Genomic DNA, 22,694 nt, shown 5'->3' with positions numbered 1-22,694 from the left:
GTCTGCTCACCACGGAACGGTCCGGCCGGCTTGGTCGAGGAACTGCAGTCCACGCCGTCCGGCCTGCGCTTCGATGACGTCGGCGAGGCCAGCGGTGCTCTGCTCGACACTCAGCGTGGCCTCGGGACCGCCGAGCTCGGTCCGGACCCAGCCGGGAGCCAGCAACAGCAGCGTGTGCGAGTCGTCGGGATGGCGCGCCGCGAAGCTGCGCATCAACTGGTTCAAGGCCGACTTGCTGGCCCGGTAGACCTCCCAGCCGGTTACCCGGGTGTTGTTGGTGATGCTGCCCTGTCCGGACGACGTCACGGCGAGGGTGCCGCTCGGCGTCGTCCGGTCCTGGAAGCGTTCGATGAATCGCATCGGGCTCAACGCATTGGTGAGCATCAGCCGCTGGAACGTGTCGGTGCTGACCTCGGCCACGGTCTCCCATCGGTCGTGTGTCACGCCGGCGTTGATCAGGATCAGGTCGAACGCCGACCCGGCCAGCCGCTGGTGCAGAGCCGTGACCTGATCCTCGCTGTCGATGTCGACCTGCTCCGGCTGCAAGCGGCCCGCGAACCGGTCGGCCAGATCGGCCAGGCCGTGATCGGCAGCGCGGCGGCTGGTCGCGGTCACCTCCCAGTCTCGTTCGAGCAGCCGCTCGACCAGGCCGAGCCCGATCCCCCGTGACGCTCCGATGATCAATGCTTGTTGTTTCGTCATGGTGCTTCTCCTGTCACTCGCCGTACCGCAGATTACCGACGCGGTTGGCGTAGATGGCCGTGGTCTCGGTGCCGGTCAGCTGGTCTTCGATCAGAGCACGCATCTGTGTCATCGGAATGAACGGGTGGTCCGAGGCGAACACGATGCGATCCAGCCCGTAGGTGGCGATCGCGGTGCTCAGCGCGGCGGGGGTCTGCGCGGCGGTGTCGACGAAGAAGTTGTGCCGCAGATAGTGCTCGATCGGCTGCGCTGCTCGACTACCGGGGATCGGGCTGACCCGTCCGACGACGTAGGGCAGCACGCCGCCGAGATGCGGATGGACGAACTGCAACTGCGGCAGCAGATCAAGCAGGCCGCTGTCGATGATCTCCAGCGCAGCCGCGGCCGTCTGATACACCCAGCCCAGCCCGACCTGCTGCCGGAAGCCCCGGGCGTGCGCTCGGAGCGGTGCGCGGCCGGCCGGGTGCAGAAAGATCGGCACATCGTGTTCGGCGATCTGCCGATAGACCGCGATCACGTCCTCATCGACCAGCGGTCGGCCTTCGTTCGCCGTCAGCAGCGACACCCCGCGCAAGCCCAGTTCGCCGATCGCCTGATCCATGATCTTCAGAGCAGCGCCGGCATCCTGCATCGGTAACGCCGCCAGAGCGGCCACCCGGCCGGGGTGCCGGGCCTGGGCATCCGCGTACTCCTGATGGAGCACCGACAGCAGCTCGGTCGCCTCGGCCGGATCGAGATGCAGGATCTCGCCGAGTGTCGCGGGCCCGACGACGATCTGTCCGATGCCGGCGGTGGCCGCCTGCGACAGATGATCATCGATGTCCGCGCTCAACGTCTCGACCGCGGGCTGGGTGAGGTCGCCGTCCAGCTCAAGAAGGCGGGCTCCCCCGTCGACGACCTCGACGCGTGGGTAGTCGCGCCGACCTGCCAACAGGTCCAGGTAACGACGGGGATACCAGTGGAACTGATGATCGACGATGCCGGACTCGGGCACCAGATCGCGGCGCCCCGACCTGTCGGCAGCCCTGCTGCCGGCGCTGGAGAAGTAGCGATCGACGTCGTCGGTCACTGGGTCACCGCCGGCTTCAGGACCTTCTCGGCGAATTCGCGCAACGTCGTCGGGGTCGCGTTCTGCGGTGTGCGGGTCGCAGCGTTGTTGATCCCTCGCTCGGCCGCGCGGTCCATCGCCATCGCCGACTCGGCCATGGCGGGCGACAGCCCGAAGCTGATCATCGTCTCGACATCGGCGGCCCGGTCGCCGGGAACGAACCGGATCGGTGTCCCCAGGACGTCGGAGAGCACCTTCGCGACGTCGTTGTAGGACAGGTCCTCCGGTCCCATCACCTCGACGATCTGCTGCCCGGTCCAGGAGTGGTCGGCCAGCACCTCGGCGGCAACGGCACCGATGTCGCGCGTGGCAACCCACGGCATCCGCAGGTCGGCGGGCAGGGTGCCGGTCACGAACCCCTTGCCGATCGCCGCTCGCTGCCGCAGCAGGTTGTCCATGAAGGTCGGCATCGCCAACACCCGCAGGTCGGCGCCGGTGCTGGCGAACAGGTCGTCCATGGCATGGGAGGCCGACACATGGCCGGCGTAGGTCTGCACCTGCTGCCCCAGCGCCGAGACCGTGACGACCCGCGGAACGGAGTGCCGGACGACCGCGTCGGCGGCGGGGACGGACGCCGTCACGTACGCCTCGTACGGGCTGGTGGCGGTGGGATTCGACGGCGGCAACCAGAACAACGCCTCGGCGCCGTCGAGAGCCTGGTCGATGACCGAGCGATCGGCGTGCGATCCGACGACGACGTCGACCTGGTCGCGAAGATCAGTGGGCAGCCGATCGGCATCGCGGACCACGACGCGGACCTTCTCCCCTCGATCGAGCAACGACCGCAGGACGACGGCACCGATCTGGCCGGTGGCACCGGTGAGAACAATCATGAAGAACTCCTGACCGAAAAAGTAAACTCGACCGTACCGTACCACTTGATGTTAGATTGGGGTATGGCCCGACGAGGAGAAGCACTGCGCGAACACATCCTTGACTCCGCAAAGCTCGCCTTCCTCGAGAGCGGCTTCAGCGGGACGTCGATGGACGGCATCGCGGCGCGGGCCAGGACCTCCAAGCGATCGCTGTACGCCCACTTCGAGACCAAGGATGCACTGCTGATCGCCGTCGTCCAGCGGATGCGCACCCTGTTCGAGGACCGCATCCGCACACCCGGCGACTACTCCGACGATCCCGCCGAGGCGGTCACGAAATTCTGTGCTCGAGTCCTCCAGCTGATCCGCTGGTCCAACGTGGCCCTGACGCTGCGGATCGGGATCGCCGAGGCCGATCGGTTGCCCGAACTGGCCGGCGGCCTGCACGATGCACTCTTCGCCACCACCGAGGAACGGCTCCGCGACTATCTGCGGACGCACTGCCAGCGCAGCGACGACGAGGCCGCGATGATGACCGGACGGATCATCGGTCTCGTCGTCTACCCCGCCCTGCCGAGGGTCCTGTTCGGGCTCGACCCGCTGCAACAGGATCTCGGAGAACTCGGATCCCGTGCCGTCGAGGACGTGCAGTCCCTCGCGGGGACGATGATCGCGCTGGCGACCGGTACTGCCGACGGATAGCCGATCGGGCACGTATCCGCGATCGACGATGGCAGCCCTCGACTCCTCCCCGGTCGATGGATCCGGGCTCAGGCATGCGGCACGTGTTCGTGACGCTGATGCCCGCCCGGCTCGAGCTGGAAGGTGGAGTGCTCGACGCTGACCGGGAAGTGTTCGGCAACGCAGGACTGCAATTGGTCGAGGATCTGTGGTGCATGACCGTCGGTGAAGCAATCCTCGTCGACGATCACATGGGCGCTCAGTACCGGCAGCCCGGAGGCGATCTGCGACGCATGCAGATCATGGACCTCGCGGACATGATCAACTCCGAGCAGGTGGCTCCGGACGGCATCCAGATCCAGCCCCGCCGGCGTGGACTCCAGCAGCACATTGACAGTGTCGCGCAACAGCCGCGCCGCGCGCGGAAGGATCAATGCACCGATCACGATCGCCGCGATCGAGTCCGCCCGCTGCCAGCCGGTCAGCGCAATCACGATCGCTGCGATGATCACGGCAGCCGATCCGAGGGCGTCGTTCAGGACCTCGAGGAAGGCGGCCCGCAGGTTGAAGTTCGCCGCCCGGCCGCCGGCCAACACCATGATCGAGATCATGTTGCCGACCAGCCCGATGATGCCGAAGATCAACAACCCGCGCGAGGAGATCTCCGGCGGCGAGATCAACCGCTGGATCGCCTCCACCAGGACATACAACCCGACGGCGAACAACACCGCCGCCTGGGCAGTCGCGGCAAGGACCTCGGCCCGGGCAAATCCCCAGGTCCGTTGGGATGTCGCCGGTCGCATCATCAGGTTGGCGGCCAGCAACGCGACGGCCAGTCCACCCGCGTCGGTCAGCATGTGGGCCGCGTCGACGATCAACGCCAGCGACCCGGTGATCACCGCTCCGATCACCTCCACGACCAGGATGGTCGCGGTGATCGCGAACGCTATCGCCAACCGGTTCCGATTACCTATCGCGCCGGACGCGTGGTCATGATCATGCCCACTCATTGCCGTACCACCTTCTCAACAACCGTCACCATGATCATGGTCGTGCTCACCGGAGGGCTGCTCGTCGCGGTCCGGTCAGCACCCGGGTGCTCGCCGCCATCAGCAGCAGCTCTCGGTGTCAGCGGTCGCGCAGGTGCGGTCTGCAGCAACGGCGATCACGGCGTTCTGCAGGTCGTCCAGGGCATGGCCCAGCCGGCGATCGGCCAGTTCGTAGCGCGAGCGACGACCATCCGGTACTGCCACCACCAGGCCACAGTCCCGCAGGCAGGCCAGGTGATTGGACAGTCTGGTCCGCGAGATCCCCAGCTGCTCGGCGAGGTCGGACGGATAGGCCGGTGCGTCGCGCAGCACCAACAACAGCCGACAGCGGATCGGATCGGCCAGTGCGCGGCCGAACCGCGCCAACACATCGATCCCGGCGACATCGTCCTTACGGGCTGCCAGCAACATGATCCTGACGATACAAGATGAGCTGAATTCACGAAAGGCTGAACTATCGCGGATCGGTGTGGTTCGGGGTTCGCCGATTCGAGTTGTCGGTGTCGGCGCGTAGCGTACCGGCCATGCCAGCTCCCATTCCGCCGTCGATGCCACTGACTCCGCAACGCTGCGCCGACGCCATCACCGAACACAGCCGCGGATTGGCCGACGCCGTCATCGCCGGCGATCTGCGGGCTCGGGTGGCACACTGCCCGGACTGGAATGTCGCCGACCTGGTGTGGCATGTCACGGGCGTGCACTGGTTCTGGCACACCATCGCCTCCGAACGGCTGTCGGAGCCGCCGGCCGAAGAGCGCCGACCGATTCGTCCGCCGGACGATCGACTCGTGAGCCGATTCCGGGCAGGTGCCGAGGCGATCGCCGAAACCTTGGCCACCGCCGATCAGTCCGCCCCCTGCTGGACCTGGTTCCCGCCGCAACAGGACGTCGCCTTCGTCACCCGACATCAGGTTCAGGAAGCCGTCGTGCACCACTTCGACGCGGCCGACGCCATCGGGCAATCGATCGACATCGCGGCGGACATCGCGGTCGATTGCGTCGAGGAGTTCCTGACCACCTCACTGGCCGACGCCGACGATGTAGCCGCGCTTCGCGAGACGAAGGGCCTCGCATTGGATGGCGAGCTGGTGCTGCACGCCACCGATGTCGACCGTTCCTGGACCGTCTTCGACCAACCCGGTTCGGGGTTGCTCTGGCGACCCGGGGGTGACGCACCTGCCGTCAGCGGCACCGCGGCCGACCTGCTGCTCTGGATCTACGGTCGTACCGAGCTACCCGAGCAGCAACCGGAGCTGATCGAGCGCTTCCGCCGGATGAGCAGCACCGACTGAGCCCGCCCGTGGAGTTCGCCCCAGCTCGGAGCCCGATCCGGATCAATCGACCAGCCGCGCAGCACGCTCGTCGTTTGACGACGCGCCACGAGGGCGTGTCTCTCAAACCGCGCGGGAGCGAGCCGGTGCGCGGTCGAGCGCCTCGGCGTGGCCTGCGAGGGAGACATATCGGGATCTGTCGACCGAGTCCGGCCGCGGCGAGATGCCGACCGCCTGCCGGGCAGCCCCGCGAGATTCAAGAGACACGCCCTAGACCGAGCAACCGCGAGCACTCGGCAGCCGTCTCCCGCAGCACCGGGAGCAGTGCCTGGAGTCTCCGCGGCGCCAGCCTGGTCGCCGGCCCGTTCACGCACAGGGCCGCAGCTACGCCTCCGTCGCCGCCATGGATCGGCGCCGCGATGCCGTTCACGTCGGGAAAGTTCTCACCGACACAGGTCGCGTACCCCAGCCGTCGCACCCGTGCCAGCTGTTGACGTAGCTTGCCGGCCGACGTGATCGTCCGGTCGGACCGTGCCTCGAACGTCAGCCCGTCGATCATCGTCTGGGCTTCATCGTCAGACGCATAAGCCAACAGGACCTTGCCCACCGCCGTCGCATTGAGGTCGGCCGACGCCCGCGAATGATCGCTGCGCAGCACCACCTCCTCGCCGGCATCACGGGCACCATCGACGACGGCGATGTTGAGCTGCCGCCTCTCGACAAGAACGCCGACAGCAACTTGTTCACCGACAGCGGCCGCCAGCTGCTCCAGCTGTGGTTCGAGTCGCCGCCGGACTTCTTCGTGCGCAGGATCGGTGACTCCGGCGAGCCGGAGTACACCACGCCCCAGTTGGTAGCGCCGGGTGCGGCTGTTCCGTTCGATCAGTTCGTGTTGTTCGAGAGTCGCCAGCAGGCGGTGGGCGGTCGATGGGAGCAACCCTGCGGTGTCGGCCAGCTCGGACAATGTCAGGTCGGGTGTCCGAGACACCATCCACAGTATGTCGATCGCACGGTCGACGGATTGGATTGTTTGCGCCATCTGCAAGCTCCTTGTTTGATACGCAAAGAAAAGTTACACCTGTCCTCGTGACCTTCAATGACGAACACCGCGGCAGGCCGAATGTGATCTGGTTCGTTGTGGACCAGATGCGAGCCCAGGCAACGGGCTACGCGGGCGATCCCAACCTGCACACGCCGCACCTCGACCGCCTCGCAGCCGAGGGACACACGTTCACCAGCGCAGTGGCCGGGGCACCGTTGTGCTGCCCGGCTCGCGGATCCCTGCTGACAGGTCGATATCCGCGCTTCTCCGGCGTCGCAGGGCACGAGCACCCGATGCCCGTCGGGACACCGACGATCGCGTCAGAGCTCTCCACCGCGGGGTACCGAACCGCCTACTTCGGCAAGTGGCATCTCGATGGGCGCCGACCAGAGCTCGCGGCGACGGCCGGATACGACGATTCACCTCGTTGGCGGATCATCCCTGCTGAGCGTCGGGGAGGCTTCGCGGACTGGTGGGCCTACGAGAACAACAACCGTCCGTTCGACTGCCTGCTGCACACCGACAGCGGCCAGACGCCCGACGGAGTGGATGTCCTCAGATCGGTCGACGGAATGGAGCAGTTCCGCGCGCCCGGCTATGAGACCGATGCGCTGACCGACCTGGCGATCGACTGGATGCGACGCCGCGAGCGTGACCAGCCCTTCTTCGCTGTCATCTCGGCCCAGCCACCGCACGATCCCTACGTCGCTCCAGCCGAGTGCATGGCACGGCACACACCAGCCGGGATCTCGCTTCGTCCCAATGTTCCACCGTCGCGGGCCGTGCGAGACCGCGCACGCCGCGACCTGGCGGGCTATTACGCGGCGATCGAACGCATCGATCACAATCTGGGGCGGCTGCGTTGCGAACTCGATCGACTCGGTATCGCCGACAACACCTACATCGTCTTCCTCAGTGACCACGGCGACATGCATGGCTCGCACGGCCAATGGCGCAAGACGTCGCCGTGGGAGGAGTCGGTACGGGTGCCGCTGATCATCGGTGGACCGAGTCGGGAGCATCAGTCGGCACATCGGGTCGAGACCTTGATCAATCAGGTGGACATCGCCCCCACCACCTTGGGGATCTGCGGCGTCGACGTCCCTGACCGGATGCAGGGAACCGACTTCAGCGCCGTGATCAGCAATCAGGCGCCGGCTCCCCCGAGCACCTACATCGGCATTCCTGTGCCGACCGGTCACGGGTCCAGCATCGACCAGCCGTGGAGCGGCGTGATCACCGCAGACGGCTGGAAGTACGTCTGTCTGGAGGACCGCCCCTGGCTGATGTTCGACCTGACCGATGACCCGTACGAGCTGGCGAATCATGCGCAGGACCCCGCCTACCACGCACAAAGGGCCGACCTCCACGCCCTGGTGCAGGACACCGAGTCCGCTCTGGTCGGCGGACACGTCGACCCCACCACCCAGGAAGGGTGATCGCTTGTGACCAGACTGATCTCACGCCGAGGGATGCTGTACGGATCGGCGATCATTGCCGGCGCTGCTGCTCTGGCGGGCTGCAGCCATGGTGCCAGCGCACCGGACAGTGGCGCGTCCTCATCCAGCGACGCGCGGGGCTCGGAGACGAAAGCTCTCCGGAAGCCGGGCCGATACCGTCAGGCCCCGAATCTGCCGGCCGACCTACCGCCGGTCGAGGAACGCCTCCCGGACAATCCCTATGTTGTCCCCCATCGTTGGATCCGGCAGGGAAAGTACGGCGGACGCCTGAACATGAACGTCCTCTCGACCTCCGGTGCAGCTGCAGCCTCCTCGGACCGCGAGTTCTTCTACGGCCACTCGTTGTTGCGCTTCCTCAACGACGGGCTGGACATCGGACCGGGAATTGCCGAATCCTGGGAGTCCAACGACGACGCGTCGGAATGGATCTTCCATCTGCGCAAGGGATTGAAGTGGTCCGACGGTCACGACTTCACGTCGGCCGACATCATGTTCTGGTGGGACGAATTCATCCTGGCAGGCAAGATGGGGCAATCAGTGCCGGATGAAGCTCGTTCCGGCAGGGGCACGATCGCGAAAGTCTCCGCCAGTGACGATCACACCCTGAAGATCAGTTTCGATGCCCCGGCGCCTCTGACGGCCGACCGGATCGTCAGCTGGGTCAATGGAGGTATCGGGCAGAACGGACCGATCTGGGTGCTGCCCAGCCACTATCTCAAGCAGTTCCATCCCAAGTACGGCAAGAACGTACCCAAGGACTGGGACACCGTCGGCGGACTGATGGAGCGGAAGGCTGACTGGCATCGCAATCCCGACTGCCCGACACTGATCGGGTACCGCTGCAAGTCATTCGATGCGGACAAGGGTGTCGTCCTCGAGCGCAACCCCTACTACTACGCCGTCACCCCGGACGGTGATCAGTTGCCGTACATCGACGAGATCCAGTTCACCGTCATCGCCGATGCCGAGGCCGGGAAGCTCCAGGTGCAACAGGGGTCGGTGGACTTCTGCCTGGGCTACTTCAATCAGATCGCGCTGACCGATGTCGACGGTCTGCGCAAGAGCAGCACCAAGGCCGGTACCCAGATTCGACTGTGGGACAGCGGGTCGGGAACCGGCTCGATGTTCTTCCTCAACTACGACTACATCGATGACGACCTGCGCCAGCTCTTCCGCAATCCCGCGTTCCGGCAGGCGATCTCCTATGCTTTCGATCGCCAGGTGATCAGGAAGTCGCTCTACTTCAACACCGGTGAGTTGACGACCGGAACCATGAGTCCCAAGGGTGCCGAATTCCACGCCGACACCGCCGGCGAGACCTCGTACCGGACCTGGCGCGACTCCTATGTCGATCATGACCCGGCGAAGGCCAGCGCACTACTCGACGAGATCGGCTGCAAGCGTTCGGAGGACGGCATGCGCAGGCTGCCGAACGGCAAGCCGTTGAAGCTCCGATTGGACTATTCGGCCGACGAGTCGGCCGAGCACAAGGCCAAGGACAACCAACTGGTCAGCGATCTCAAGGCCGTCGGAATTGCGATGGAACTGAACCCCGTTCCACCGCAGGCCTACGACGACCAGTGGAAGTCGGGCAAGTTGATGGCGCACAGCAACTGGGAGGTCGGCGGAGCTCCGCGACTGCTCGCCCAGCCGCAATTCATCGTCCCCATCGAGTACACCCGATGGGCACCGCTGGAGGGCCAGTGGTACCAGCAGCTCGGCACGAAGACCAACGCGACCGAACTCGACGTCGATCCCTGGCAGCGACATCCTCCCCGGATGCCGCCGGAGAAGGGCGGTCCGATCGCACGACTGTGGGAACTGTATGACGCCAGCAAGACCCAACCCGACAGCATGAAGCGCGATCAAGCCGTCTGGGAGATGATCAAGATCCACGTCTCGGACGGCCCGTTCTTCATGGGCTGCGTGGCGAACTACCCACAGGTCGTCGTCGTCAAGAAGGGGCTGCAGAACGTGCCCACCAAAGCCAACCTCGCTCAGGGCGGATTTGTCAATCCATGGATCCATCCGACCCCTGCGGTGTACGACCCGGAATGCTGGTTCTGGGACCAGCCCGATGATCATGGTGACTAGGGCGTCAGCATTCCCCGACCTGCAGACATCGAGCCGCCTCGATCAACCCTTCAGCACCAATCGGACGGTCAGGACAGCCTGACCGTGATCGGCTGAGACCTCTCCGGCGAGCCGGAGGAATCCACCGAAGTGGGCCAGTCGGACGAAGCCGGCGTCGGGACCGGACAGCTGCAAGGTGCTTCCCTCGTCGACCCAGCGGATACCGTCGGCACTGAGCTGGACGCGGAGCGCGATCTCTGCGCCGGCCGGGGTCTGGTCCTCGGCGGTGACGAAGTAGATCGCTTCATCGGCCCAGCCGCATTCGTAGGGGTAGGTGGTGAAACTACCGCTGAACGGCTGCCGCAGGTCGGTCACGCTGGTGTGGAAGGTCCTCATCGGTACTCCCCCGCCTTCTCGTCACCGGCAAGATCATCGTGGCTTGCATAGGAGATCACGACCGAGTCCAGATAGAGATTGACCCGGCGATCGGTATCGGTCTCGACGAAGAACACCGGATTGAGCAGATTGTCGATCCCTGCATACGGATCCGCCAACGTCGGCCCGGCTCCGTCCGGGAAACCGAAGCTCCTGTTGCCGAAACGGAAGTCGTGATAGGTCCGGCGTTCAAGATCAAGAGTGAGAGAGAACGGCATCCAGTTGATCTTGTCGTCGGTCTCGTTGTAGATCGGCTGCTGGATGCCGTCGTCGAACCAGGTCGTTGCCGAAGTGCTGCCGTCGGCGGCACGGACACCGAACCACTGCGGGTCGATACCGGCCTGATGCCAGCCTTCCCGGCCGTAGCTCCAGGCGGCGTCGTCGTCCTCGGTGTGCCGGTAGAACTGCCAGCGGCGTTGCCGGACACCGCCGGTAGTGTTGACGAACCGTACGCCGGGCATGAAGCGGTGCTCGGCGTCCTGCAGATCGATCATCAGCCCGAAGGCACGCATCGCATCGACGCCGAGCCCGGGCCGATCCTGATCGGTGGTGTAGGCGATCATGGTCTCGACCCGCAGCAGCCGGGCATCGTACGGCCGGGACAGCCGTTTGATCGCCAGGCTCATGCTGCCCGGCGCCGGCGCCTGGTCCGGCGCTGCGGCAGGGAATCTGGTGGCCAGCTTGAGCGAATAGGTCCCGGTCGCCGACCCGTGGGTCCCGGAAAAGGGGTACGTCGCACTGCTCAACATCACCGACCCCCAATGTTCGAGGTCGATCTCGTCGTCGTGAGCGGCGAAGTCGGGTCCGACGAAGTTGGGACGCAGGTCGAGCCAGCCGCCCATCCCGTTGTCGAAGTCGTCGGCGGTCAGCAGTCGCGGCAGCGGTCGGAACCAACCAGGCAGCAGCGTGGACGAACCAGTCGAGTTGATCATGTTCAGCGACTCACCGCCGCGTCCCGCTCGAGTTGGTGGGCGTCGGTCCTGGGCAGCGCCGCCGTGCCGGCTGCACACAACAGACAGAGCACACCGCAGTAGACACAGACCAACCACGGCTGGCCGCCGCCGAGGCCGGTCAGCCAGGCCGCAACCAACGGCAGCGTTCCGCCGACGATCGCGCCGGTGATCTCACGGCTGAAGGTGACCGAGGTGTAGCGCAGCCGGACCGGGAACAACATCGACAGCATCGACGCCTGTGATGCCAGCGACATGTCGCAGCAGAGCGTGAAGATCATCACCAACGCCGCCCAGATGATCACCGGGGTGCCGCTGTCCAGCATGAAGAAGAAGGGATAGAACAGCACCGCGCCGGCGATCGATCCGATGATCATGATCGGCTTGCCGCCGAACCGGTCGGACAGCCATCCCGCCGTCGGAATAGTGATCAACTTCAGCAGGTTGGCGATGATGATGCCTACCAGGCCGACCCAGGACGCCGTCCCTACCGACGTCGCCAGATAGCTCAACGCATATACCGATGGCAGATAGCTGAGCACGTTGGGTGCAATGCTCATCAGCATCGCCAGCGGGATCCGGCGACCGCCCTCGGCGAACATGTCGGCGAACCGGCCCCGGACCACGCCGCGCTCGGCGACGGCAGCGGTGAATTCCGGGCTGTCGGTCACCTTCATCCGGATCACGAAGCCTGCGACGGCCAGCACGAAGCTGAGCAGGAAGGGGATCCGCCATCCCCAGGACAGGAACGCCGCATCGGACATCAGGCCCTGCACCAGGAAGAACACCGCAGTCGCGATCACCGAGCCGACGGCGTTGCCGACACTGGCGATCGACGCGTTCAGTCCTCGATGCTTGGCTTGAGCATGCTCGGCCGACAGCAGCATCGCTCCTGCGTACTCACCACCGGCACCGAGCCCCTGGAGGACTCGCAGCACCACCAGCAGGATCGGCGCCAGCAGCCCGATCGTGGCGTGCGACGGCAGGCAGCCGATCAGCACCGACGATGCCGACATCAACAACAGGGTGACGAAGAGCATCTGGCGGCGGCCGAAGCGGTCACCGAGCAGGCCGATGATCACGCCACCGATCGGCCGGGCCAGGAAGCCGACGGCGAACGTCGCCAGTGAGGACAGCACCCCGATCGCCGGGTCGTCGCTGGGGAAGAAGACCTTGGGCAGCACGAGGGCGGCCGCTGTCCCGTACAGGGAGAAGTCGTACCACTCCAGTGCCGTGCCCACCGTCGAGGCAAGGGTTGCGTGTTTGATCCGTCGTGTTGGCTGCGCCATCGCTGCTTGATCCTCCGAGAGAGCCGAGTCGCCGACAACTTAGGCTGCAGGACATCGAAAAGTCAATCTTTTTGCATGTTTCTAACGTGATCGCTAACGTTAGTGCCGTGCCTTCATCCACAGACATCGCAGTCCTCCGACAGGCGATCCGGAGCGCGGATCCCGCCTTGTCCCGATTCGATCCGCTGCCGCGGATCCTCGCCCACGACGATTTCAACAGCGGGTTGCACGGTTGGGTCGAGCTCGGCGGCAACTACAACGGCCGTGGCGACTACGACTCCCTCGATGATCATTTCCGCGACTTCCGTCCGCCGCAGCTCTCCTCCTGCGACTTCTTCGACGTCGGCACCCACGGTGCGATGTCGGGAACGTACGCGATGAAGCTGGCGACCCGGCCCTATCCGGGACACACGGCAACCGCGATCCGCCGGCTCACCATGAGCGGCCGCGGATTGCTGCAGATCGAGGCCTACCTGGCCTTCAAGACCGAGGCGACCGTCGGTGGTGAGGACACCGAGAACGACTTCGGCGACATGGCCTGGGACGGCAATCAACACCCGTCCGAGGCACAGTTCGGCGCCTTCACCGTGGCCACCGACCTGTGCGGTGACGGCGGATTGCGCTATCACAACGTCGCCCGCTATCAGAACGCCGACGCCGACGGCCGACTGACCCGACAGTGGATGTACCCCGTGGTCCCGGAGCCGACGCCACGCGAACACTTCCAGGGCAAGGTCGACTACCCCTACGCCGCCGACTTCACCGCGCCCGACCCCAACGACTGGCGGACGTTCGGCGAGCCACAGGAGCTGTGCGTCAACGAGGTGCCGACCAAGGTCAACTGGCACTACCTGCGCTTCCTGATCAACACCGAGACCCGTTCCAACGTCGAGGTCCAGCTCAATGATCGGGTGATGGACTGGACGGGTGTCCCGGTCCCGCCGTACGAGGACCGCTACGGCTCCCTGGAGAACCTGCTCAACTTCTACTTCTCGGTGCGCACGCTGTCCGGCAAGCGCAACTTCCTCTTCCTCGACTCCGTCGTCATCTCTGCGGATTGGTGATCAACATGCGCGAATCACAGACCGCCGTCCTCGAGCGCGGCGCCATTCTCCATGATCAACTCGCGACCGAGCCGTTCGAGGTCGCGTGGGCCGACCAGGCTCGCTGGTTCGTCCAGTTCCTGACACCCGACGATGCCGAGGTGACGATCACTGTCCAGGTCTCCCCCGACGGCCTGACCTGGGTTGATCATGAAATCACCCCGCGGGTGGTCGTCGCCGACGGCATGACGACCGTGCCGGTGTCCGACCTCGGCCACTGGATCCGCCTGGTGCTGCGCCGAACGGGCGGCAGCAACCCACCCCTGACGAGGATCTACCTCACCCTGAAGGAATAATTCTCCGGAGTTGTCAGAACGGACCTCTGCCATGCGCAACCACGTTCTGCCAACTTTGGCGGGTGGTGGTCGAAGGGTCGATCGGAGGATGGGGCCGTGGCAGCTGGTAGGCGTACGACATTGGGCGACCTCGCCGAGGGGCTCGGGCTGTCGGCGAATACCGTCTCCCGCGCGCTCTCCGGCAAGGACGGGGTCAGCGAACGCACCCGGTCCCTGGTTCTGGCGGAGGCACGACGCACCGGTTACCTCCCGGCCGAGGACGTCACGCGACGCTCGACGAGTTCGCGCCGACCGGACGGGGCGTTGTCGTCGACGATCGCAGTGACGATCCCCTCGGCGACCCATGTCTTCTCCTCCGAACTGATCGGAGCGATCGAGGCGGGCGCCCGCTCGGCCGGCTATTCGCTCGACGTGTTCACCACCGAGGAGAGCGCGGAGGTCGAACAGCAGATCGCGGACATGATCATCGATCATGATCTTGCCGGCGCGATCGTGATCCCGGTGCAGGGTCGCAGCGAACCGTGGGCCTCGGTGGCAGCCTCCGGCCGACCGGTCGTCGCCGCCTCCCGGGAGGTGCCCGGCCTGGACTGCGACTTCGTCACCGCCGACAACGGAGCGGGTGCGTACGCCGCCGTCCGGCACCTGCTGGCGCAGGGCTGCCGTCGGATCGTCCAGTTCGAGGAGGACCTGGCGATCAGCACCATCAACCATCGGCGGGAGGGTTTCGCCCGTGCCATGGCCGAGCAGCCGGACGCGGTTGCGCACACCATCCTGGTCCCCACCCGGCGCTACGAGACCTCCGAGCCGCGCTGGCGAGCGACCGAGGCACATCGAGCCTGCCTGACCTTCCTCGATCAGCCGCGGGACGTCACCTTCGATGCCATCGTCACCGGCGACGACTACTTCGCCCTCGGTGCATTGGCAGCGCTCCGCGAACGAGACATCTCGGTTCCCGATCAGGTCCGGTTGGTCGGCTACGGTGATCATCCGTATTCGGCCTGGCTCGACCCGCCGTTGACCTCGATCCGGATCCCGACCCAGCTGATCGGGGAACTGGCTGTCTCCCTGCTGCTGCAGCGGATTGCTGGCGATTCGGGTCCCGGTGTGCGCCGGATGATCAAGCCGGAGTTGATCATCCGTCGGTCGAGTGTGCCGTCTCCCTGATCACCCGGCCCAGGAAGGCCAACTCGGCCTCGACGGTGCGTTCGTGCTCGTCGAGGAACGGCGCATAGTGGCCGCCGGGGATTTTCAGCAGCTCGGCGTGCGGAATGCGCTCGGCGGCCCGCAGTGCCGGTGCAGCGAGGACCGAACGGTCGTCGCTGCAGATGATCATCATCAGCGGGATGCGGATCCGGGCCGCGGTCCGAGCCGGTCGGTAGAGCATCAGCGGCAGCACCGATCGAGCGGCGATCGTCTGCTGCCAGTCGGGATACCGGTTGCCCGGGTTGAGCGCCCGATCGCCGTCCTGGGCATCCGGAGTGTTCAGCAACGCGACCCTGCCGCGCGGAGCGGCGAGCGGAATCGTCTGTGGTGGCCGACCCAGCAGGCCACCGATCGCATCGGCCAGCGCCAGCAGCGGGAATCCGAGCACAGCGACCGGCGATTCGTAGCTCAATGCCTTCGGCGCCGCCACCAGGTTGTCGGTCATCGGCGACTGGGCGATCACCGCCGCCAGCCGGGTCGGACCGGCTGCGATCCGGAGCAGGTGGCCGGCCGACAGGGAGAAGCTCCAGCCGGCGATCCGGGTCGGGTCCACCTCCGGAAGCTCTGCTGCACAAGCGATCGCGGCGTTCCAGTCCGCGAGCTGCTCGGCGATCCTGATCACCTGTCTCGGACTGCCCGCGCTCTCCCCCAGGTGACGGAAGTCGAAGGCCAGCACGCTGAAACCTGCGGCGTGGAAGCGCGCCGCGAACAGATCGGTCCCCGGCTCCTTGGTGACACCGCCGCCGCCCGCCATCACCACACAGCCGCCGTTGGTACCGGCGTAGTGCCAGCCGACACACTCCTCGCCGTCGCTGACGAATCGCACCTTTTCCCGTACCCCGACATCGCTCATGACTTAAGTGAACCACGTGGTTCACATCTTGTCGAGAGGCACCGGCGGTTCTACTCCGCTGCCTCCTCACGTTCCAGCGCTCGGATCAGACCCGCCATCCCGGCCTCGATCCGTTCCGCGTCGCGGGTGGTGCGCCATTCGGCGAGGAAGCCACGCATGGTGGCCAGGATCAGTTCCGCGACCTCTCGCTTGCGCGCTGCCGACCACGATTCCGGGCACATTTTCAGCAGGGCATCCAGATATTGCGCAGCCGCGTCGGTGGCCAGATGGGCGTAGCGCTCGGGGTCGTACATCGCCAGCCCGATCGCCTGATCGATCACCCGTAGCCCCGAGGCGTCGTCGGCGAGCACCGGCCAGACCCTACGGATCCGCTCGGCCAAGGTGTCGTGCTCGCGGATCGCTGCGGCGAGCACGTTGTCGACCCGGCGACGCCGGAGCCTCGTCAGGGCCTGGGCCAGCAGATCCTCCAGACCGTCGAAGTGATACAGGATCACCTTGTGGGTGGTGCCGGCGGCCCGGGCGGCCCGGCGCAACGAGTAGTCGGTCAAGCCGTTGTCCGCCAGATCGTCGGTGACCTTGTCCAGCAGTTCCAGTCGCCTCGCCTCCCCCCGAGCGGTCCCCGCCGATCGACGGTACGCCGGCTGGTCGGTCTGCTGGGCGTCGCTCATGGCAGCCGATTGTGCCAGTCCAGGACCCTGCCGACGCGCACACCACGTGGGTCATCCGTAGCGCGCTGCCAGCTCCTCGCCGATCGCCGCCAGCTCATGACGCACCGGAGCAGGACCGATCACCTCCGACACCGCGGTCCAACCGGCAAGCTGTTCGGCGACGGCTCGAACCGACTGCGCAGCCACCGTCACGGTCACCCGCTCGGGTCCATGATCATGATCGGCTGGCGCTCGGAGTCGATCATCGACAACCCTGAAGTACCGACCGAAATGCGATCGTATTGCAGACAGTCGGGAACGATCGACGAGCACGGTCGCCGACACTCGACCGCGTTCGGACTCGATCCGGTCGACGACCTCGCGCCAGTTCGCCACCAGGTCGAATCCCTGCGGTCGTTGAAAGATCTCCTCAGTCTCCGTGAGATCGGCGATCCGATCGACCCGGTAGGTCCGGGAGCCACCGGCATCGTCGGGGGTCGCTATCAGGTACCAGCGGCCGTCCTTGTCGATCATGCCCAGCGGCGCGACCGTCCGCGGTCCGGGCGAACCGGTTCGACTGCGGTAGTCGATGATGATCTTGTGCCGGTCGATGATCGCTTGCTGCAGTGGTCCGACCAGCGCGGGCCGTTCCCGGTCCAGGTCGCCCCAGGAGGCGGCATCGGTGCGGACCGCTGCTGCCGCTGCCTCAGCGTCGGCCTGGAACGTCCCGGGGAGGGCCCGGAGCAGCTTGCGCACCGCCGACCTCGCCAACTCCGAATCCGCCGAGCCCGGGCCGAGCAGCAGGAAGAGCTCGTGGGCTTCGGCCGCGGTCAGCCCGCTCAGGTCGGTGCGGGCGCCTCCGACGAGTGACCATCCGCCACCGCGGCCCGGCTGCGGATAGACCGGCACCCCGGCCGTCGACAGTGCCTCCAGGTCGCGGCGCGCGGTCGCGACCGACACCTCGAGCTCGACGGCCAACTCGGCGGCCGTGATCCGACCGCGGGACTGCATCAACAGCAGTGCGGTGATCATCCGCATCGATCTCATACTCTGCATACTGCCCGGAAAAGTGCTCATTCTGTGAGCACTTTCGGCGGAATGCTGGTGCCCATGAACGAGATCACTGCACGCAACGCCGCCGAGTGGGAAGCCTGGCTGGCGGCCCACCACGACACCACGAAGGAGGTCTGGATCCGGACCGCCAAGAAGCACTCCGGCATCGAGTCGATCCGACCGGACGAGGCCACCGAGGTCGCCCTCTGCTTCGGCTGGATCGACAGCCATCGTCGCCGCGTCGACGAGACCTGGTTCCTGCAGCGTTACTCGCCGCGCCGCAAGGGCAGCCACTGGTCGGCGGCCAACCTCACACTGGCTGCGCAGTTGATCGCCGCCGGCCGGATGCGCCCCGCCGGTCTTGCCGAATTCACCCGAGCCCGCTGACGCTGACCCGCTGACCGAACGAGGAGAACCGCCATGTTCACTGGATTCACCACCGTCACCCATTTCGTCGACGACCTGCCGGCCGCGATCACCTGGTACACCGACCTGCTCGGCTACGGCCCGTACTTCGTCCGGCCGGATCGTGACCATCCGGCCTATGCCGAGTTCCGGATCGGCCCGTTCCAGCACGAACTCGGGCTGATCAGCAGCAGCTATCGCCCCGACGGCCTGTCAGCGGCCGTCGGGGGTGGCACCGTGTACTGGCAGACCGACGACGTCGCGGCAGCGTTCGCGGAACTGATCGGGCGCGGAGCCGAGTCGTTGGAACCGGTCACGACCAGGGCCGAGGGATGGCAGACCGCGTCGGTGATCGACCCGTTCGGAATCATCGTGGGGCTGATCCACAGCCCGCTCTACGCCGACGTGATCGCCACCCGTGGGTGGCGATCAGGCCGCGGCCTGGGCCAGCGGACGGACCGGCAGCGGGGTGACGACCTGCTCGTGGATGGCGAGCTTCTCGCTGACTACCGAGAGGATGACCGAGAGCGGAACATCGAGGGCACCGCAGATGGCGGCCAGCAACTCGCTGGATGCTTCCTTCTGTCCGCGCTCGACCTCGGACAGGTAACCGAGGCTGACCCGGGCGGCCTTGGAGATCTCCCGCAGCGTCTTGCTCTGCAGTGCGCGCTCCTCACGAAGGGTCTCGCCGATCAGCTCGCGCAGCAGGATCGACTTCGCGGTTTGGACCTCTCCCATGACAGCCACTCTACTCACCCTCCGAATCACTTCCCCTCAACCTGGGCCTTGGGGTGCGTCATGTTCCACATCCTGATCGGGACCCGCAGTTCCCCATGTGTGGGACAGAACAAGTTTCCCTCTGTGTCACCACGACAACGCCACGGAAGCCGGTATTCATTCCGGTGCCGATCAGTTCGGCGAGCACACCTGCCGCACCTGGCGCAACGCAGCCCGTACGGTCTGGGCACGGATCTCCGCACGGTCGCCCGGTAGCCGCAGTTCCCGGACGCAGACCACGCTGTCCGATTCGCCGTCGTCGAAATCGGGGTCGTCGGTGCGCCGGACGACCGCGGTGAACACGGTGCCCACAGGATGACCTTCCTGCTCGTCAGGGCCGGCGACACCGGTGACCGCGACACCCCAACTGGCGTCGCACCGACGAGCCACCCCGAGCGCCATCTCGACCGCGGTCAGGGCCGACACCGCGCCGTGCTCGGCCAACGTCTGTTGCCGGACGCCGGCCAGCGACGCCTTCAGATCCGTGGCATAGCTGACCACGCCGCCGCGGTAGACAGCGGACGAGCCCGCGACGTCGGTGAATCGCGCCCCGATCAGGCCGCCGGTCAGCGACTCCGCGGTCGCGATCGTCTCACCCTTGGCCGACAGCGTCTCGATCAATTCGGTGACCAGTTCGTACAGGTCCTCGCCCTGGCCGCTGTCCGGCCCCGCACCGTCCTCGACGTCACTCATCGGCGCTCGTCCCGTCACTCGGCCCGGCCCCGGATCCCTGCCCGGCAAGGGCTGCCTTGCGGACCCGATTGGCCTCCAGCAGGTAGTCGACACCGGTCACCACGGTCACCACGAACGCGGCGCCCATCACGATCCAACCGACCCACAGCAGCGGGCCGGGCAGCGGCAACAGCAACAAGCCCAAGGCCACCGCCTGCAACACGGTCTTGATCTTGCCGCCCTTGCGCGCGGCCATCACGCCGTAGCGGAGCACCACGAAGCGCAGCAGCGTGATCCCCCACTCGCGGACCAAGATCACGATGGTGACCCACCACCACAGCTCCCCGATGATGCTCAGGCCGATGAACGCCATCCCGGTCAGCGCCTTGTCGGCGATCGGATCGGCGAGCTTGCCGAAGGTGGTGACGATGTTATGTTTACGGGCCAGGTGCCCGTCCAGGAAGTCGGTGAAGATCGCCACCACGAAGATCACCGCTGAGGCGATCCGCCAGAGCGGGTCGTGCGGATGGCTGAGCAGCACGATCGCGAAGACCGGCACCAGCACCAGCCGGAACGCGGTCAGCGCGTTGGGGACATTGAGTGACGACGGCTTCGACGTGGACCGATCCTCGGGTCCGTTGGGGCGCTGCGGCCCGGCCGCCGACGAGCTCATCATCCGACCTCGGCGATCAGATCGACACCCTCGCTGCCGGTGACCACGGCCTCGACCAGGTCACCGATCTCGGCGGCCCTGACCTGCGGCAGCCGGACCACGCCGTCGACCTCAGGGCCCTGGTGTTCGGCCCGGCCGATCGATTCGCCGTCCTCCTCCGATTCGATCAACACCGTCACCCGCTCACCGATCCGCTCCTCGGCGCGTTGGGCGACGAGTTCCTCGGCCAGGTCGGCGATCTCGGCACGGCGTCGTTCGATCTCGTCCTCGCTGATCTTGTGATCCATGCCGATCGCCTCGGTGTCCGATTCGTCGGAGTAGCCGAAGACCCCGATCGCATCCAGTCTTGCCTCGGTCAGGAAATCAGCCAAGGTCTGGACGTCCTCGGCTGTCTCGCCGGGGAAGCCGGTAATCACGTTGGACCGGATCCCCGCCTGCGGCGCCCGGTCCCGGATGCTGGCGATCAGGCCCAGGAAGGACTCCGGGTCACCGAAGCGGCGCATCCGGCGGAGCACATCGGCCGAGGCGTGTTGGAAGGACAGGTCGAAGTAGGGCACTACCTTTGCGGTGCTGGTCATCGCCTCGACCAGACCGGGTCGCATCTCGGCCGGCTGCAGGTAGGAGACCCGGATCCAGTCCAGGTCGTCGATCTCGGACAGCCGGCCGAGCAGCTTCTCCAGTAGCCGGATGTCGCCCAGGTCCTTGCCGTAGGAGGAGGAGTTCTCGCTGACCAGGAAGACCTCCCGTACGCCCTGGGTCGCCAACCAACGGGCCTCGGCGACCACCTCGTCCGGTGTCCGGGACACGTAGGCGCCGCGGAAGCGTGGAATCGCGCAGAAGCTGCAGCGACGGTCGCAGCCCGAGGCCATTTTCAGAGGGGCACTCGGCCCGGATCCGAGCCGACGGCGCAGGGCGCGCGGGCCGCTGGCCGGCGCCAGGTCGCTCGGCAGATCGGGGGCGGTGTGCATGCCGGGGGTGGCGATCGCACTGTTGCGTCGGTCGACCGGGCTGACCGGCAACAGCTTGCGGCGGTCGGTCGGTACATGCGGGACGTGCTGCTCGCCGGCCAGGATGGCGTTCAGCTTGCCGGCGATGTCGTCGTAGTCGTCGAAGCCGAGGACGGCGTCGGCCTCCGGCAACGAGTCGGCGAGGTCCTTGCCGTAGCGCTCGGCCATGCAGCCGACGGCGACCACGGCCTGAGCCTGCCCGTCGATCTTCAGATCGGAGGCGGCCAGCAGGGTGTCCACCGAGTCCTTCTTGGCGCTCTCGATGAAGCCGCAGGTGTTGACCATCACGGCATCGGCGCCCTGCGGGTCGTCGACCAGCCGGAACCCGCCCTCGGCGAGGCGCGCCGCAAGCTCTTCGGAGTCGACCTCGTTGCGGGCACAGCCCAGCGTCACGAGATGGACACTGGTCAGATCATCGGCGGCCGGGGTGCCCGGGGCGAGGGAATCGGTGCTCATCACTGGCCAGTATGTCAACACCGGGGCCGTTGGTCGTCATCGCTCGGCCGAGGTGCCGTTGGCGTCCAGCAGCCCGCGCAGCTCGGCGTCGACGACGTCGAGTGCCTCTGCTGCGTCCAGACTGCCGGCCAGTACCCGGACGCCGTACCCCTCCGACAGGGCCAGCAGCCGCTGCCCGGTCCGCCGCGGATCGAGATCGTCGCGGACCGTCCCGTCGGCCTGGGCGGCGACGAGCAGGTCCCGGGCGCGTTCGACGCCGTCGCGATGGGCGCGTCGGACCAGATCGGCGATCGCCGGCGAGTCGACCGCCAGCGCGATGTAGGCGTTCCACACGATCGTGCCGACGGCGAACTCCGGCGTCTGCGGAATGCTGTGCCGCACCAGTACGCACAGTTCCTGCCAGGGCGTCAGGTCGTCGGTGTTCCGGGCCAGCGCCTCCTGTGCACCGTCCAACATCATCCGGCAGCCGTGCAGCACCAACTCCTCCCGGGAGGAGAAGTAGTGCTGCACCCGCCCCATCGAGATCTCCGCCTCGGCCGCAACGGCGCGCAGGGTGACGCCGGCAATCCCCCGCCGAGCGATCAGTTGCCAGACGGCATGGACGATCTCGGCGCGGCGCTGCTGGTGGTCGACGACTCGGGGCACGACGAAATTATGCCATGCACTTGCATTGC

General features: G+C 66.4%; 25 protein-coding genes and 1 pseudogene. 9 read left to right on the top strand and 17 right to left on the bottom strand.

Annotated elements, in window-relative coordinates:
- Positions 1-6 precede the first annotated feature (6 nt).
- Genes BLU38_RS26215 through BLU38_RS26205 form a run of 3 tightly spaced genes read right to left on the bottom strand, consistent with a single transcriptional unit; the run spans position 7 to position 2,643 of the window.
- Positions 7-702 (bottom strand): SDR family NAD(P)-dependent oxidoreductase, encoded by a 696-nt coding sequence (locus BLU38_RS26215; RefSeq protein ID WP_091529125.1) that lies wholly within the window; start codon positions 700-702, stop codon positions 7-9.
- Positions 703-715: 13 nt separating this feature from the next.
- Positions 716-1,771, bottom strand: a complete 1,056-nt coding sequence (locus tag BLU38_RS26210) for an amidohydrolase family protein (RefSeq protein WP_157683725.1) — start codon at positions 1,769-1,771, stop codon at positions 716-718.
- A complete protein-coding gene (locus tag BLU38_RS26205; protein WP_091529120.1) occupies positions 1,768-2,643 on the bottom strand; it encodes an NmrA family NAD(P)-binding protein in 876 nt (291 codons plus the stop codon). The genes BLU38_RS26210 and BLU38_RS26205 overlap by 4 nt, the downstream gene beginning before the upstream one ends.
- Positions 2,644-2,706: 63 nt before the next feature.
- On the opposite strand from BLU38_RS26205, the gene BLU38_RS26200 reads away from it, so the two are divergent.
- The gene (locus BLU38_RS26200; protein WP_091529117.1) at positions 2,707-3,327 is read left to right on the top strand and encodes a TetR/AcrR family transcriptional regulator; all 621 of its coding nucleotides are present in this window, start codon (positions 2,707-2,709) and stop codon (positions 3,325-3,327) included.
- A gap of 68 nt (positions 3,328-3,395) precedes the next feature.
- Here the strand turns inward: BLU38_RS26200 and BLU38_RS26195 are convergent, their stop codons facing one another.
- Positions 3,396-4,262: a cation diffusion facilitator family transporter gene (locus BLU38_RS26195; RefSeq protein WP_231920047.1), complete on the bottom strand. Its 867-nt coding sequence runs from the start codon at positions 4,260-4,262 to the stop codon at positions 3,396-3,398.
- 153 nt (positions 4,263-4,415) lie between these two features.
- Positions 4,416-4,766, bottom strand: coding sequence for an ArsR/SmtB family transcription factor (locus BLU38_RS26190; RefSeq protein ID WP_091529110.1), 351 nt, complete (start codon positions 4,764-4,766; stop codon positions 4,416-4,418).
- Positions 4,767-4,879: 113 nt separating this feature from the next.
- Between BLU38_RS26190 and BLU38_RS26185 the strand changes: the two genes are divergently transcribed.
- Positions 4,880-5,647 (top strand): maleylpyruvate isomerase family mycothiol-dependent enzyme, encoded by a 768-nt coding sequence (locus BLU38_RS26185; protein ID WP_091529107.1) that lies wholly within the window; start codon positions 4,880-4,882, stop codon positions 5,645-5,647.
- A 235-nt stretch (positions 5,648-5,882) separates the two neighbouring features.
- Here the strand turns inward: BLU38_RS26185 and BLU38_RS26180 are convergent, their stop codons facing one another.
- A complete protein-coding gene (locus BLU38_RS26180) occupies positions 5,883-6,665 on the bottom strand; it encodes an IclR family transcriptional regulator (protein ID WP_157683724.1) in 783 nt (260 codons plus the stop codon).
- A gap of 11 nt (positions 6,666-6,676) precedes the next feature.
- Here BLU38_RS26180 and BLU38_RS26175 point away from each other — a divergent pair, with 11 nt between their 5' ends.
- Positions 6,677-8,107, top strand: coding sequence for a sulfatase family protein (locus BLU38_RS26175; RefSeq protein WP_157683723.1), 1,431 nt, complete (start codon positions 6,677-6,679; stop codon positions 8,105-8,107).
- Positions 8,108-8,113: 6 nt separating this feature from the next.
- Positions 8,114-10,222, top strand: coding sequence for an ABC transporter substrate-binding protein (locus BLU38_RS26170; protein ID WP_331715053.1), 2,109 nt, complete (start codon positions 8,114-8,116; stop codon positions 10,220-10,222).
- Between the two features lie 42 nt (positions 10,223-10,264).
- Here BLU38_RS26170 and BLU38_RS26165 read toward each other — a convergent pair whose 3' ends face one another.
- Genes BLU38_RS26165 through BLU38_RS26155 form a run of 3 tightly spaced genes read right to left on the bottom strand, consistent with a single transcriptional unit; the run spans position 10,265 to position 12,875 of the window.
- Positions 10,265-10,597, bottom strand: coding sequence for a hypothetical protein (locus BLU38_RS26165; protein WP_091529098.1), 333 nt, complete (start codon positions 10,595-10,597; stop codon positions 10,265-10,267).
- Positions 10,594-11,568: a DUF6772 family protein gene (locus BLU38_RS26160; RefSeq protein WP_091529097.1), complete on the bottom strand. Its 975-nt coding sequence runs from the start codon at positions 11,566-11,568 to the stop codon at positions 10,594-10,596. Before BLU38_RS26160 ends, BLU38_RS26165 begins: the two co-directional genes overlap by 4 nt.
- A 2-nt stretch (positions 11,569-11,570) precedes the next feature.
- Entirely contained in the window at positions 11,571-12,875 is a 1,305-nt protein-coding gene (locus tag BLU38_RS26155) for an MFS transporter (protein ID WP_091529095.1), read from the bottom strand.
- 107 nt (positions 12,876-12,982) lie between these two features.
- Between BLU38_RS26155 and BLU38_RS26150 the strand changes: the two genes are divergently transcribed.
- The 3 genes from BLU38_RS26150 (at position 12,983) to BLU38_RS26140 (ending at position 15,438) form a co-directional block, all read left to right on the top strand.
- Positions 12,983-13,939, top strand: coding sequence for a DUF6772 family protein (locus BLU38_RS26150; protein WP_197679870.1), 957 nt, complete (start codon positions 12,983-12,985; stop codon positions 13,937-13,939).
- 5 nt (positions 13,940-13,944) lie between these two features.
- On the top strand, positions 13,945-14,274 hold the full coding sequence (locus tag BLU38_RS26145) for a hypothetical protein (RefSeq protein ID WP_157683722.1): 330 nt from the start codon (positions 13,945-13,947) through the stop codon (positions 14,272-14,274).
- A gap of 96 nt (positions 14,275-14,370) precedes the next feature.
- Complete coding sequence (locus BLU38_RS26140; RefSeq protein WP_091529091.1) at positions 14,371-15,438, top strand: LacI family DNA-binding transcriptional regulator; 1,068 nt, start codon at positions 14,371-14,373, stop codon at positions 15,436-15,438.
- Here the strand turns inward: BLU38_RS26140 and BLU38_RS26135 are convergent.
- Genes BLU38_RS26135 through BLU38_RS26125 form a run of 3 tightly spaced genes read right to left on the bottom strand, consistent with a single transcriptional unit; the run spans position 15,407 to position 18,024 of the window.
- Entirely contained in the window at positions 15,407-16,330 is a 924-nt protein-coding gene (locus BLU38_RS26135) for an alpha/beta hydrolase (RefSeq protein WP_091529088.1), read from the bottom strand. The genes BLU38_RS26140 and BLU38_RS26135 overlap by 32 nt on opposite strands.
- A gap of 50 nt (positions 16,331-16,380) precedes the next feature.
- Positions 16,381-16,998 carry a TetR family transcriptional regulator gene (locus tag BLU38_RS26130; protein WP_091529086.1) on the bottom strand — a complete coding sequence of 206 codons (618 nt, stop codon included), beginning with the start codon at positions 16,996-16,998 and terminating at the stop codon, positions 16,381-16,383.
- 51 nt (positions 16,999-17,049) lie between these two features.
- Positions 17,050-18,024 (bottom strand): helix-turn-helix transcriptional regulator, encoded by a 975-nt coding sequence (locus BLU38_RS26125; protein ID WP_091529083.1) that lies wholly within the window; start codon positions 18,022-18,024, stop codon positions 17,050-17,052.
- Positions 18,025-18,087: 63 nt separating this feature from the next.
- Here BLU38_RS26125 and BLU38_RS26120 point away from each other — a divergent pair, with 63 nt between their 5' ends.
- Entirely contained in the window at positions 18,088-18,417 is a 330-nt protein-coding gene (locus BLU38_RS26120) for a YdeI/OmpD-associated family protein (RefSeq protein ID WP_091533177.1), read from the top strand.
- A gap of 33 nt (positions 18,418-18,450) precedes the next feature.
- Positions 18,451-18,795: pseudogene (locus tag BLU38_RS32440) on the top strand (VOC family protein); the annotation flags it as partial.
- A gap of 69 nt (positions 18,796-18,864) precedes the next feature.
- On the opposite strand, the gene BLU38_RS26110 reads toward BLU38_RS32440, so the two are convergent.
- The 5 genes from BLU38_RS26110 to BLU38_RS31070 all read right to left on the bottom strand — a co-directional run bounded on the left by BLU38_RS26110 (position 18,865) and on the right by BLU38_RS31070 (position 22,665).
- A complete protein-coding gene (locus BLU38_RS26110) occupies positions 18,865-19,173 on the bottom strand; it encodes a helix-turn-helix domain-containing protein (RefSeq protein ID WP_091533174.1) in 309 nt (102 codons plus the stop codon).
- Between the two features lie 171 nt (positions 19,174-19,344).
- Positions 19,345-19,905, bottom strand: coding sequence for a CinA family protein (locus BLU38_RS26105; protein ID WP_091529080.1), 561 nt, complete (start codon positions 19,903-19,905; stop codon positions 19,345-19,347).
- Positions 19,898-20,557: a CDP-diacylglycerol--glycerol-3-phosphate 3-phosphatidyltransferase gene (gene pgsA / locus BLU38_RS26100; protein ID WP_197680290.1), complete on the bottom strand. Its 660-nt coding sequence runs from the start codon at positions 20,555-20,557 to the stop codon at positions 19,898-19,900. Before pgsA ends, BLU38_RS26105 begins: the two co-directional genes overlap by 8 nt.
- Positions 20,557-22,020, bottom strand: coding sequence for a 30S ribosomal protein S12 methylthiotransferase RimO (gene rimO / locus BLU38_RS26095; protein WP_091529074.1), 1,464 nt, complete (start codon positions 22,018-22,020; stop codon positions 20,557-20,559). Before rimO ends, pgsA begins: the two co-directional genes overlap by 1 nt.
- A gap of 36 nt (positions 22,021-22,056) precedes the next feature.
- Positions 22,057-22,665, bottom strand: a complete 609-nt coding sequence (locus BLU38_RS31070; protein ID WP_197679869.1) for a TetR/AcrR family transcriptional regulator — start codon at positions 22,663-22,665, stop codon at positions 22,057-22,059.
- Positions 22,666-22,694: the final 29 nt, after the last annotated feature.

The organism is Microlunatus soli (genome assembly GCF_900105385.1).
Lineage (GTDB): Bacteria > Actinomycetota > Actinomycetes > Propionibacteriales > Propionibacteriaceae > Microlunatus > Microlunatus soli.
Note: the sequence above shows the minus strand (reverse complement) of the source record. Positions and strands in the feature narration are given on the sequence as shown.